We start from the raw sequence: 12754 nt of genomic DNA on the forward strand, positions 1-12754 counted from the left end.
CGCGTGGCCTGTGAAGAGGCATCATGGCCGACGTTCAGAATGCATCCGGCTCGGGCGGCAACAGTGCAATGAAAGTGCCGGGCCGCACAGGTGACATCGTCTTCGGTGGGCTGGCGCGGCTTGCCGCGATCGTGACCTTGCTAATGCTTGGCGGGATCATCGTTTCGCTAATCATCTCGTCCCTGCCGACCCTCCAAAAGTTCGGCTTTTCGTTCCTGTGGCGCGCTGATTGGGATCCACCCTCCGATCAATTTGGCGCGCTGGTGCCGATCTACGGCACGATCGCCACATCGCTGATCGCCCTGATCATCGCGGTACCAGTCAGCTTTGGCATTGCGCTGTTCCTGACCGAACTCTCACCTGCCTGGCTGCGGCGCCCGTTGGGCATCGCGATCGAGCTGCTGGCCGCGATTCCGTCCATCGTCTACGGCATGTGGGGTCTGTTGGTGTTTGCACCGATCTTTGCGAGCGGGTTCCAGAAGCCGCTGCAAACCGTGCTCGGTTCGATGCCGCTGGTCGGTGCGCTGGTGGCCGGCCCGCCGGTGGGCATCGGCATCCTGGCCGCCGGCGTCATCCTCGCGATCATGACCATCCCGTATATCTCCGCGGTCATGCGCGACGTGTTCGAAGTGACCCCGGTCCTGCTCAAGGAGTCCGCGTACGGCATTGGCTGTACGACCTGGGAAGTCATGTGGAAAATCGTGCTGCCGTTCACGAAGACTGGTGTGATCGGCGGCATCATGCTCGGCTTGGGTCGTGCGCTCGGCGAGACCATGGCGGTCACGTTCGTGATCGGCAACACTAATCTGCTGTCCGGTGCTTCGTTGTTCGCTCCGGGCAACAGCATCACGTCGGCGTTGGCCAATGAATTCGCCGAGGCCCAGCCCGGGCTGCATACGGCAGCATTGATGGAGCTGAGCCTGATCCTGTTCTTGATTACCTTCATCGTGCTCGCTTTGTCCAAGTTGATGCTGTTGCGTCTGGAAAAAGGGGAGGTCGCACGATGAGCCGCCCCGTACATTCTCGTGCGTCAGATCTCGTGTCGTCGGGTAGCACGAACGCCCGTGATGCGACGCGTATCCGGTTGCAGGCGCGTCGCCGTCGTACCAACGCAATCGCGTTGACCCTGTCGTTGCTGGCCATGGCCTTTGGCCTGGTGTGGTTAGTATGGATCTTGTTCACGACGCTGCGCCTGGGCGTCGATGGACTGTCGCTGACGCTGTTCACCGAATCGACGCCGCCACCGAACACGGACGGCGGCGGGCTGGCCAACGCGATCGTCGGCAGCCTTGCGCTGGTGGCGTTGGCCACGCTGTTTGGCACGCCGATCGGTATTCTGGCCGGCGTCTATCTGGCCGAGTACGGTCAATCCAACCTGCTAGCCGGCATGACGCGTTTTATCAACGACATCCTGTTGTCCGCGCCGTCCATTGTCGTTGGCCTGTTCGTCTACGCGCTGGTGGTCGCTCGCATGGGGCACTTCAGTGGCTGGGCCGGTGTGGTGGCGCTTGCGCTGTTGCAGATCCCGATCGTGATCCGCACCACGGAGAATATGCTGAAGCTGGTGCCCAATGCACTGCGCGAGGCGGCATTCGCACTCGGCACGCCGAAGTGGAAAATGGTGATATCGATCACGTTGAAGGCGTCGGTAGCGGGCATCACGACGGGCGTGCTGCTGGCGCTCGCGCGTATCGCCGGCGAAACCGCCCCCCTGCTGTTCACCGCGCTATCGAATCAGTTCTTCAGCCTGAACCTGAATCAGCCGATCGCAAACCTGCCCTATACGATCTTCAAGTTCGCGATGAGTCCGTTCCCGCAGTGGCAATCGCTCGCGTGGGCAGGCGTGTTCCTGATTACGCTGGGCGTGCTGGGCCTGAACATTTTGGCCCGCGCGTTGTTTTCGAAGTAAGCGACGGAAGAATATCCATGAACATGGCTGAGTGCCACCTCGACCCTTCTCGTACCGGCGCCAACACGCCGATTCTGCTCGATCCGGCCAAAAGCGGCGCCCGCGTGCTGGCACAGCCGAAGATCGAGGTGAAGAACCTGAACTTCTTCTATGGTAAGTACCATGCGTTGAAGAACATCAATTTGAGCATTCCCGAGAAGCAGGTCACCGCATTCATCGGCCCGTCCGGTTGCGGCAAATCCACGCTGCTACGCACGTTCAACAAGATGTTCGCGCTGTATCCGGAGCAACGCGCCGAGGGCGAGATCCTGATGGACGGCGAGAACCTGCTCGCGACCACCCGCGACATCTCGTTGCTGCGCGCGCGGGTCGGCATGGTGTTTCAGAAACCGACGCCGTTTCCGATGTCGATCTACGACAACATCGCGTTTGGCGTGCGGATGTTCGAGACCTTGTCGCGCTCGGCAATGGATGACCGCGTCGAATGGGCCCTGACCAAGGCCGCGCTGTGGACCGAAGTGAAGGACAAGCTGAAGCAAAGCGGCTATGGGTTGTCCGGCGGCCAGCAACAGCGGCTGTGCATCGCGCGTGGCATTGCAATCCGTCCCGAAGTGCTGCTGCTGGACGAGCCATGCTCGGCGCTCGATCCGATCTCGACCGGCCGCATCGAGGAGTTGATCGCTGAACTGAAGGGCGACTATACGGTGGTCATCGTCACGCACAACATGCAGCAGGCGGCGCGCTGTTCGGACTACACTGCCTATATGTACCTGGGCGAGCTGATCGAGTTTGGGGACACTGAGAAAATTTTTATCAAGCCGGTGCGCAAGGAAACAGAAGACTACATTACAGGTCGCTTCGGTTAATCGAGCCGATTGCCAAGACGGGAGAGCATCATGTCCGACAAGCATTTGTCCAGTCAGTTCGAGGCGGACCTGAACCAGGTTTCGTCCAGGGTCCTCGAGATGGGGGGGCTGGTGGAGTCGCAGATCATCAAGGCGATGCAGGCGTTGAACCATTTTGACGCCGAGGTGGCCGACCAAGTGATCGCCGACGAGGCGCGGCTCAACTCGATGGAAGTCGAGATCGATGAGGCGTGCAGTCATATCATCGCGCGGCGCCAGCCCGCGGCGCGCGACTTGCGGCTGCTGATGGCCATCTCGAAGACGATCACGAACCTGGAACGCGCCGGCGACGAAGCCGAGAAGATCGCCAAGCGCGTGAAGCGAATCATAGAGGATGGCAACGCGCGCACAGTGAACATCGCGGAAATCCGTCTGGCCGGCGACATGGCGACGTCGATCCTGCGTCGCGCGCTGGACGCGTTTGCCCGGCTGGACACGGTCGCTGCCGCGCAGATCGTGCGCGACGACAAGGCGATCGACGAGGAATTCCGGGCGTTCGTGCGCAAGCTCGTGACATACATGATGGAAGATGCACGCACGATTTCGGTTGGGCTGGATCTGCTGTTCGTCGCCAAGGCGGTCGAGCGCATCGGTGACCACGCGAAGAACATCGCTGAGTTCATCATCTACATCGTCAAGGGCACGGACGTGCGGCACGTGCCGCGCGATCAGCTCGAGCGTGAGGCGCTGTCGTAGGACTGCGCTGCTTCGTTTAATTGTACGATCCTAGAAAGGCGAAAGAGGTGCCGATGCCCAGCAGCATTCTCGTGATCGAGGACGAGCCCGCGATTGTCGAGTTGATTTCGGTGAACCTGCAGCACGCGGGACACTGTCCGATTCGCGCGTACAACGCCGAGCAGGCGCAGAATCTGATCAGTGATGTCCTGCCGGACCTGGTGTTGCTCGATTGGATGCTGCCTGGCAAGTCGGGTGTCGCATTCGCACGCGAGTTGCGTAACAACGAGCGCACCAAGCACATCCCGATCATCATGCTGACCGCACGGGGCGAGGAGCATGACAAGGTGCTCGGGTTGGAGATCGGCGCCGATGACTACGTGACCAAGCCGTTTTCTCCCAAGGAGTTGATGGCACGTATCAAGGCGGTGCTGCGACGCCGCGCGCCGCAGCTCACCGAGGATATCGTGTCGATTAACGGCCTGCGACTGGACCCGGCGACGCATCGCGTCGCGGCGAACAGCAACGGCGAGCAAACCCAGCTCGACCTTGGACCGACCGAGTTCCGCCTGCTGCATTTCTTCATGACGCATCCGGAACGCGTGCACAGCCGCACGCAACTGCTCGACCAGGTATGGGGCGACCACGTGTTTGTCGAAGAGCGCACGGTGGACGTGCACATCAAGCGGTTGCGTGCCGCGCTCAAGCCGGCCGGCTGCGATGCTATGATTGAGACAGTACGCGGCAGCGGCTACCGGCTGGCCAAGACAGTCTGACGCTGGCGTCGTCGGCACACGCACCTTCGTCGCTTGTCCCGCGGCACTCTTCGCTCCGACATGAATATTATTTGGGCGCGCTCGCTCGTGTCGCTGGTCTTGCTGGGCTGTGTCGCCACGGCAATCGCCTTTGCGGTCAATGTGGACGCGGCGCTGTCGTTCGCGTTGCTCGCGCTGCTCGCGCAGTCGCTTTTCAACACCTACCATACGCACCGCCTGTGGCGGCTGCTCGATGCGCCGGTCTATGGGGAAGTGCCGAGTGCGCCGGGGTTGTGGGGCGAGATTTACTACCGCTTGCATCGGCTTGCCAAGCGGTGGCACGCACAGGTGCGGCAGGTGGAGCAGCAGCATACGCGGTTCATCCAGGGCATCCAGGCCTCACCCAACGGCGTGATGATGCTCGACGACCGCAACCAGATTGAATGGTGCAATGCGATCGGTGAACAGCACTTCGGGCTCGACGTGAAACGCGATTTGCGCCAGCACGTTACCCACCTGGTGCGCCAGCCCGATTTTGTGCGCTACCTAAACAGCCATCAGTACGACAAGGCGTTGACGATGCGGGGCATGGGCACGAGCCGGCAACATATCCTGTCGGTGCAGGTTTTCCCGTATGGTGATAACCGCAAGCTGGTCCTTACCCAGGATATTACCGAGTTGGAGCGCACCGATGCGATGCGGCGTGACTTCGTCGCCAATGTGTCACATGAGCTGAAAACGCCGTTGACCGTGCTGTCCGGATTTCTCGAGACGATGCGCGAGTTGCCGATTTCGGAATTGGATCGCGGCCGATACCTGGATATCATGGCGCAGCAGGCGGCAAGGATGCAGACGATCGTCAACGACCTGTTGGTGCTCGCCAATCTGGAGGGCGACGCCAAGCCGTCGGCCGAGCAGCCAATCGACATGCGCGCGATGCTGCAGCATCTGCGTAACGAAGCGTCGGGATTGTCGGGCGGGCGGCACCACTTCAGATTCGAAACCGACGACGAACTTAACGTGGTGGGAACGGAAAACGAAATCCTCAGTGCGCTCGGCAACCTGGTTAGCAATGCGATCCGCTATACCCCGGACGGTGGGTCAATCCAGGTGACGTGGCGCGCCGAGCGTGACGGCGCCGTGTTTAGTGTCGCCGACACCGGGCTGGGCATTCCGGCCGAGCATATCCCGCGGCTGACCGAGCGCTTCTATCGCGTAGATCGCAGCCGCTCGCGCGACACCGGCGGCACCGGGCTCGGGCTGGCGATCGTCAAGCACGTGCTGCAACGCCACGATGCCTACTTGCATATTGCCAGCGAGGAGGGCAAGGGCAGCACGTTCTCAGTCAGTTTCCCGCCGTCGCGGGTGACACACGGGCGCAGTGGGGCGGCCTGACGTATGCTGGCGCCAACGGCGCTTCGCCAGCCGCGTTCGAGTGCTGGCACCAACAGGGCTTCACCAGCCGCGTTCGAGTGCTGGCGCCAACGGCGCTTCACCAGCCGCGTTCAAGCGCCGGCACCAACAGGGCTTCACCAGCCGCGTTCAAGCATCGGCACCGGGGGCTCAGGCACTTGCGGAAGCTATCACAGTATGATGATAAGGTTATGACGCGCTGCAACCAGAACGGCACTGTCACCCATTCTATCCGTTATTTTGGTACGGTCGGCAATCCGGCCCGCCATTGACTCATGCACAAGACCCCGCACCTGCTCGCTGCCGCCGACCTAGGATCCAATAGCTTTCGGCTCATCGTCGCACGCGTGGAGGAAACTTCCGCCGGCACGCAGATTTACCCAGTGGACGCGTTGCGCGAGCCCGTGCGGCTCGCTGCCGGCCTCACGCGTGACAAGTTCCTCGACCGGCCATCGCAGTTACGTGGCTGGGACGCGCTCAAGCGCTTCGGCGAGCGGCTGCGCGATTTTCATCCGGACCACGTGCGGGCGGTGGCCACCAACACGCTGCGGGTCGCGAAGAACGCCGGCGAGTTTCTTGGCGAGGCCGAACGCGCACTGGGCTTTCCGATCGAGGTCATCGCCGGGCGCGAGGAGGCTCGCTTGATTTATGCGGGCGCCGCGCATTCGATGCCGGCGAGCAACGGCAAGCGGCTGGTGTTCGATATCGGTGGAGGTTCGACCGAGTTCATCATCGGCGAGGAATACGAACCGCTGATGATGGAGAGCCTGTACATCGGTTGCGTGACACACAGCCGGCAGTTCTTCCCGAGCGGCAACGTCGACGACTACGCGATGCGCCAGGCGGAACTGGCCGCCCAGCGCGAGATCCAAATCATCTCCAGCCTGTACAAGCGGGCGGGCTGGGATCAGGCGGTCGGCTCGTCCGGCACCGCGCGGGCGATCGCGGAACTGCTCGAGGCCAATCAATTCAACGACGCCGGCGTGACACACGGCATTACGCGTGGTGGACTGGAGCGCCTGAAGCGCGCGCTGATCAAGGCGGAAAACGTGAACCGGCTCAAACTGGCCGCCCTCAAGGCGGACCGTGTGCCGGTGCTGGCCGGGGGTCTGTCGATCATGCTGGCGGTGTTCGAGGAACTGGGCATCGACTACGTGGACACGACCGATGGTGCGTTGCGGCTTGGTGTGCTGTACGACTTGCTGGGCCGCTCACAGCACCAGGACATGCGTGCGGTGACGGTGGAAGGCTTTTCGCGGCGTTATGGCGTCGATCGCGCGCAAGCCGAGCGCATCGCCGCGCTGGCAAGCGGCTTTTACGGCCAACTGAATGAAACCGATCCGCAGCGGCGCACGGAGGGAGCGCTGCTGCTTGGTTGGGCCGCGATGCTGCATGAAATCGGCCTGTCGATCTCGCACAGTGCCTACCATAAGCATTCGGCGTACATCGCGAGCCATGCCGACATGCCCGGATTCTCACGCACTGACCAGGCGCGGCTGGCGGTGCTCGTGCTCGGCCACGCCGGCAAGCTGGGCAAGCTCGCGCAGGCGCGGGATCTGGACTGGTGCCTGCTGTTCTGCCTACGGCTGGCCGTGCTGCTATGCCGTCGCCGGGGCGACGTGGCGATCCCGACGTTGGCTGTACGCGAGCATGATGGAGGCTTCGAGGTGCATTTGCCGCGCAGCTGGGTTGACGACAACCCGCTGACCGAGTACAGCCTGGTCCAGGAGGCGGCTGAGTGGAAAAAAATCGGCCGGCACTACCGGGTCGTCTATCTGGCTTGACGCGCGCTATCTTGACGCGCGCTCGCCACGCGCTTGGGCACGGCATCCCATACATCGACAAAGCGGGGGCGGGCCCGTTATATGCTCGAAAGGATAAACGGGCGGGTATCGAAAGTGCTTGCGATTTGGCGTGCGGTGCCGAACCGAAATCGCATAAAATTCTTTGATGAAGGAGGCGGGGAGAATTTTATGCAGGCGATTTCACTCGATGCGACTGATTGCCGGATCCTGACACTGCTGCAGGAGGAGGGCCGCATCAGCAACCTTGAGCTGGCGGAGCGGATCGCGCTGTCGCCGTCTGCTTGTCTCAGGCGGATGCGGTTGCTCGAGGAGCAGGGCGTGATCGAGTGTTATCGTGCGTCGTTGTCCCGCGAGAAGCTGGGCTTCGAGCTGGAGGCCTTCGTCCAGGTATCAATGCGCAATGACCAGCCGAATTGGCACGAGAAGTTCGCCGCCGCATTGCGCGATTGGCCTGAAGTGGTCGGCGCATTCGTCGTGACCGGGGAAAGCCACTACATGCTGCGTGTGCTGTCACATAACCTGAAGCACTTTTCGGATTTTATCCTCAGTCGGTTGTACAAGGCGCCGGGCGTCATGGATGTTCGTTCGAACATCGTGCTGCAGACGTTGAAGGACGGCGCGGGCGTCCCGGTCGAACTGCTGCCTCGCGCGCATTGAAGCCTGCGCGGAATTCGGCCGAGCGGATTCGGTTGCGCCGGGTTTAACCGAACTGGGCTGGGCTCAGCCGAGCGGATCGACGGTATGAAAGCCGCCGCGATGGAATACCAGCGGTTCGCGCGCATCACCAGTGACGCCGCAGCGCTCGACCTCGCCGACGAAGATCACGTGATCCCCCTCGTCGTAGCGGCTGCGATTGTGGCACTCGAACCACGCGAGGGCGCCATCCAGGATTGGCATGCCAGTGTCGCCGGCCGCATGCGCCACGCCGGCAAATCGATCGCCTTTCAGCGTCGCGAAGCGGCGGCACAGCGCGAGCTGCGACGCGGCAAGCACATTGACGACATAATGTGTATTGGCTTCGAACACGGTCATCGAGCTTGCCCGTTTCGCCAGGCTCCACAGCACGAGCGGCGGCGCCAGCGAAACGGAATTGAATGAACTGGCGGTGATGCCGATCAATTGTCCCGATTCGGCGCGCGTCGTGATGATAGTCACGCCGGTGGCGAATTCGCCCAGTGCGAGCCGGAACGCGGCAGTATCGAAGTTGGGAGGGGCGGCGGACTTCATGGTTGAGTGCGGGCGGCGCGCCGGGGGCGCACATACACTGAAACGTTAAATGAGGCGAAGCTGCGATTGTAGCGGATCGGGCGCGAGCCGGCTGATCGCGCAGCCGGGGGGCATCTGCGGGGCGGTACCGTGCGACGACGGGGCGGGCGGTCGGCAAGGCTCGACGGGCATGTCGCACGATGACGGGATGCCTGGCTCGATGGGGGATTCCTGACGGATTGATAGGGGGCAATGATGAGTGAAGTGGCGACGCTGGGTGGAGGATGTTTTTGGTGCCTCGAAGCGGTGTTCCTGGATGTCGAAGGCGTCACGGCCGTGGAGTCAGGTTATGCGGGCGGCCATGTCGCCGCTCCATCGTACGAAGCGGTGTGCAGTGGCGATACGGGGCATGCGGAGGTTATCAATCTGACGTTCGATTCGGCGGTGATCGGTTATCGCGAAATCCTAGAAATTTTCTTTGCTACGCACGATCCGACGCAACTGAATCGGCAAGGTAACGACGTTGGCACCCAGTACCGGTCGGTGATCTTCACGCATTCGGATGAACAGGCACGCATTGCGATGACGATGCGCGACGAGCTGGCGGAGCGCCGGCTCTATGACGCGCCCATCGTTACGCGGATCGAGCCGCTGGCGGGGAACTATTGGCCGGCCGAACCCTATCACCAGAACTACTTCGCGAACCACCCGGCACAGGGCTATTGCTCGTTCGTGATCGCGCCGAAGGTGGCCAAGTTCCGGCAGCGTTTTGCGCACCGGCTCAAGTCGCGCCGCGCATAGCGATGCAAGCCCGTGCTCGCGCCGGTACGCCGGGACAGGGCCCCTGGCCAAGCCCGCTGCGCGACACCGTGCACAGCGGCGAGACTATGCAGGTGGAGCCAGATGGGCAACGATTGCGTCGGCCAGCGCGATGCATGAGAGCGGGGCACATCCCTCGGCGTTGTTGCTGACCGTGATCAGCACGGACTGACCTGCGCGTGCGTGGCGCGCCGCCAGCGCGGAGAGCGCCTCGCGCGTGTCGTAGTCCTCATCGAGCATCGTGTCGAAGGGGGCGTACCGCGCTTCTGCCTGCTGGTGCTTCAACCCCGCGTGAAGATTCCAGCGCACGACCAACGGGCCAGGCGTGTCGCCGTCGAGCAGCGCCAGCGCGGCAGCCTGGCGCTGCACGGACGGCATCCGGGCGTGGATGCCGACGCAGTAGCGTACGCCCGCGGCCCGCAGGGCCTTCATCAGCCGGGGCGTCAGCAGGATCGCGTCGCGGATCTCCACCGCGTACACGACTCCGTCGGGCAGCGCCGGCAGCGCATCCAGAAACGGCTGCAAGCGCTGGACGAACGCGGCTGGATCGGCGATCCATTTATCAGGCAGCGGCGGGAACTGGAACACCAGTGCGCCCGCCTTGTGGCCGAGCCCTTGCAGGCACGGCTCGATGAACTCGCGCTGCGCCAGCTCGGCATCGAGAAAGCATGGATTGGCTTCGCCCGGCATGCCGCGCTCGCCGCGCACCGTCGCATCGGTGATGCTCGACGTCGCCTTGACGGTGAACCGGAATGCGTCGGGCACCTGCGACGCGTAACGTGCGTAGTCGCCGATGTTCAATGGCGCGTAGAAGGTCCGGTCGATGCTGACGCTGCGCAGCAGCGGATGCGTACTGTAGGCGGCTAACCCATGGCGCGACAGACGGCTGTCGCTATATTCGTCGCCATAGACGATGCCGTTCCATCCCGGGTACGACCACGACGATGTGCCGAGGCGCACGTTGGGCGGCAACGCGGCGCCCAGTCGTTGACAATGTTCATCGATGTGCGCCGGCAAGATTTCACTGCGCGAGCGGTGGCGTGTGGGCGTGGCGCTCGCCGGTTGGCCGGCATCGGCCGGCACTGCCGCCGGCGGGGGTGTGCCGAACAGGTGAAATTGACCGTCTTCCGGTGGCGCTTGCTCGGTCACAGCGGGTTGGCGTACATGTAGCGGCGCGACCAGGGCAGCGTGCCCGCGGGTCGTCCGGCCTTGCGGCAGACCACTTGATAGATCGACACGTCATCGTTGTCGAACGCGTACGCGCATCCGGCCAAGTACACACGCCAGATGCGAAATTTTTCGTCGTCGACAAGCGTCCTGGCTTCGGCCGCGCACTTCTCGAAATTCTCAGTCCACACCTCGAGCGTGCGCGCGTAGTGCCGACGCAAGCTCTCGACGTCGACGGCCTCCAGCCCGCCGCGCTGCATCGCTTCCAGCGCCAGGCTGATATGGGGCAGCTCGCCGTCGGGGAAAACATACTTATCGATAAACTCGCCGCCGCCCAGCGCGGTTTCGCCGCTGGCGAAGTCGCTCGACGTGATGCCATGGTTCATTGCGATGCCGTCGTTCGTGAGCAACTCGCGGATCTTGCTGAAGTACAGCGGCAGGTTCTTGCGACCGACGTGTTCGAACATGCCAACGCTGGTGACGCGGTCGAATTGTCCCGACACATCGCGGTAGTCCTGCAGCCGAATCTCAATCCTGTCCTGCAGTCCCGCGTCCTTGACGCGTTGCGTGGCCAGCGCGAATTGATTTTTGGACAGCGTGACGCCAACGCACTGTGCGCCGAACTTTTGCGCCGCGCGTAGCACGAGCGCGCCCCAGCCGCAGCCGATATCGAGCAACCGCTGCCCAGGTTGCAGCTGGATCTTAGTCAGGATGTGGTCGATTTTCTTCAGTTGCGCGGTGTCCAGGTCCTCGTCGCCATTTTCGAAATAGGCGCACGAATAAACCATGTTTTTGTCCAGCCACAGCTTATAGAACTCGTTGGACACATCGTAGTGGTACTGGATCGCCTTCTTGTCCGAGGTTTTCGTGTGCGTGAAATAGCGCCGCACGCGCGCCAGCTTGCTGGCATGGGTGACCGTGCTGCGGGCCAGCGAGTAGCCGACGCGGATCACATCGGATAGCTTACCCTCGATGTCGATCTTGCCCTTGATATACGCTTCGCCGAGGTGGTCCAGGCTCGGGTCCAGCAGCAGCGGCAGCGCCGCCGCCGTGTTGACCTTCAGCGTGACCTGCGGCGCCGCAAACGTGCCGAAATCATGTTGCTGTCCGTCCCATAGGACCAAACGTGCAGGCAGATTGGTCTTTTCGCGCACCTGCGAAACCCATTGCGCAAGCTTTTTTTCCCAGAACATAAGAATTCTCCTGTTCGTTGAAACGCAAGCAAAGCAACTGTTGTTCGTCTGTGATGCAAACCTCCCGGCCCGCGACGCGGCCCCGCGTGAAGCCTGGCCTCACAAGGCGCCGGCATTGGCGGACAGGGTCACGGCGACAGGCGCACGATCCTCCACGTGTTGTCCGGATTGCGCAAGTACTGGATTCGATCGTGCAGCCGCGATGGCCGTCCCTGCCAGAACTCGATCGCGTCTGGCACCAGCCGGTAGCCGCCCCAGTGCGGCGGCCGCGGCGGGTTGTCGCCGAATTGTGCCGCGAAGTGTGCTTCACGCGCTTCCAGTTCCGCGCGACCGTGCAGCACCGCGCTTTGCTCCGACGCCCATGCACCGATGCGTGAGCCGACCGGACGGGACGCGAAATAGGCGTCGCTTTCGGCGTCGGTGGTCTTGCTCACCTTGCCTTCGATGCGGATCTGGCGCTCTAGCTCAATCCAATAGAAGAGCAGCGTGGCGTACGGGTTGTGCGCCAGTTCGCGACCCTTGCGGCTCTGGTAGTTGGTAAAGAAGGTGAAACCTTGCGCATCGACCCTCTTGATCAGCACGATGCGGGCGTCCGGTCGGCCACGCTCGTCGACGGTGGCCAGTGTCATCGTATTCGGTTCGGGAAGCTGTGCGTCGAGCGCCTGTTCGAACCAGCGTTCGAACTGCTTGATCGGATCGGCGTCGACATCGGCCTCCGATAACGTGCCAAGCGCGTAGTGCTTGCGTAGATCAGCGAGGGAGCTCATCTTTTTATGCGATCGCTTACTATGGGTTGAGTATATCGGAAGACGACGATAGCCGCTCGACGGGGCGACGCGGCAGCCGTAGGCAAGGCACAATAGCGGTTTGGCCACCGCATCGCGCATTACGCGCGGCGGGGCTTCTT

Annotated in this window: 13 protein-coding genes; 9 read left to right on the forward strand and 4 right to left on the reverse strand. The window is 62.4% G+C overall.

Annotated features, from left to right (window positions below; all coding sequences use genetic code 11):
• Positions 1 to 23 precede the first annotated feature (23 nt).
• The 8 genes from pstC to B0O95_RS01565 all read left to right on the forward strand — a co-directional run bounded on the left by pstC (position 24) and on the right by B0O95_RS01565 (position 8119).
• On the forward strand, positions 24 to 1007 hold the full coding sequence (pstC, locus tag B0O95_RS01530; protein ID WP_104076266.1) for a phosphate ABC transporter permease PstC: 984 nt from the start codon (positions 24 to 26) through the stop codon (positions 1005 to 1007).
• Positions 1004 to 1909: a phosphate ABC transporter permease PstA gene (gene pstA, locus B0O95_RS01535; RefSeq protein WP_199180399.1), complete on the forward strand. Its 906-nt coding sequence runs from the start codon at positions 1004 to 1006 to the stop codon at positions 1907 to 1909. Before pstC ends, pstA begins: the two co-directional genes overlap by 4 nt.
• Positions 1910 to 1932: 23 nt before the next feature.
• Entirely contained in the window at positions 1933 to 2775 is an 843-nt protein-coding gene (pstB, locus tag B0O95_RS01540) for a phosphate ABC transporter ATP-binding protein PstB (RefSeq protein ID WP_199180405.1), read from the forward strand.
• A gap of 30 nt (positions 2776 to 2805) precedes the next feature.
• A complete protein-coding gene (gene phoU / locus B0O95_RS01545) occupies positions 2806 to 3510 on the forward strand; it encodes a phosphate signaling complex protein PhoU (protein ID WP_104076269.1) in 705 nt (234 codons plus the stop codon).
• Positions 3511 to 3563: 53 nt separating this feature from the next.
• Complete coding sequence (gene phoB, locus B0O95_RS01550; RefSeq protein WP_104076270.1) at positions 3564 to 4265, forward strand: phosphate regulon transcriptional regulator PhoB; 702 nt, start codon at positions 3564 to 3566, stop codon at positions 4263 to 4265.
• Between the two features lie 60 nt (positions 4266 to 4325).
• Positions 4326 to 5639, forward strand: a complete 1314-nt coding sequence (gene phoR, locus B0O95_RS01555; protein ID WP_104076271.1) for a phosphate regulon sensor histidine kinase PhoR — start codon at positions 4326 to 4328, stop codon at positions 5637 to 5639.
• 293 nt (positions 5640 to 5932) lie between these two features.
• Positions 5933 to 7441, forward strand: a complete 1509-nt coding sequence (gene ppx / locus B0O95_RS01560; protein WP_104076272.1) for an exopolyphosphatase — start codon at positions 5933 to 5935, stop codon at positions 7439 to 7441.
• Positions 7442 to 7630: 189 nt separating this feature from the next.
• Positions 7631 to 8119, forward strand: coding sequence for an Lrp/AsnC family transcriptional regulator (locus tag B0O95_RS01565; RefSeq protein ID WP_104076273.1), 489 nt, complete (start codon positions 7631 to 7633; stop codon positions 8117 to 8119).
• Between the two features lie 63 nt (positions 8120 to 8182).
• Here the strand turns inward: B0O95_RS01565 and B0O95_RS01570 are convergent, their stop codons facing one another.
• Entirely contained in the window at positions 8183 to 8689 is a 507-nt protein-coding gene (locus tag B0O95_RS01570; protein WP_104076274.1) for a flavin reductase family protein, read from the reverse strand.
• 234 nt (positions 8690 to 8923) lie between these two features.
• Here B0O95_RS01570 and msrA point away from each other — a divergent pair, with 234 nt between their 5' ends.
• A complete protein-coding gene (gene msrA, locus B0O95_RS01575) occupies positions 8924 to 9469 on the forward strand; it encodes a peptide-methionine (S)-S-oxide reductase MsrA (RefSeq protein WP_104076358.1) in 546 nt (181 codons plus the stop codon).
• Positions 9470 to 9553: 84 nt separating this feature from the next.
• Here the strand turns inward: msrA and B0O95_RS01580 are convergent, their stop codons facing one another.
• The 3 genes from B0O95_RS01580 to pdxH form a co-directional block, all read right to left on the reverse strand.
• The gene (locus tag B0O95_RS01580) at positions 9554 to 10705 is read right to left on the reverse strand and encodes a DUF72 domain-containing protein (protein WP_370641738.1); all 1152 of its coding nucleotides are present in this window, start codon (positions 10703 to 10705) and stop codon (positions 9554 to 9556) included.
• Positions 10633 to 11847, reverse strand: a complete 1215-nt coding sequence (locus B0O95_RS01585) for an SAM-dependent methyltransferase (protein WP_104076276.1) — start codon at positions 11845 to 11847, stop codon at positions 10633 to 10635. Before B0O95_RS01585 ends, B0O95_RS01580 begins: the two co-directional genes overlap by 73 nt.
• A 128-nt stretch (positions 11848 to 11975) precedes the next feature.
• Entirely contained in the window at positions 11976 to 12614 is a 639-nt protein-coding gene (gene pdxH, locus B0O95_RS01590) for a pyridoxamine 5'-phosphate oxidase (RefSeq protein WP_104076277.1), read from the reverse strand.
• Between the last annotated feature and the right edge of the window lie 140 nt (positions 12615 to 12754).

Source organism: Mycetohabitans endofungorum, from assembly GCF_002927045.1.
Classification (GTDB): Bacteria; Pseudomonadota; Gammaproteobacteria; order Burkholderiales; family Burkholderiaceae; genus Mycetohabitans; species Mycetohabitans endofungorum.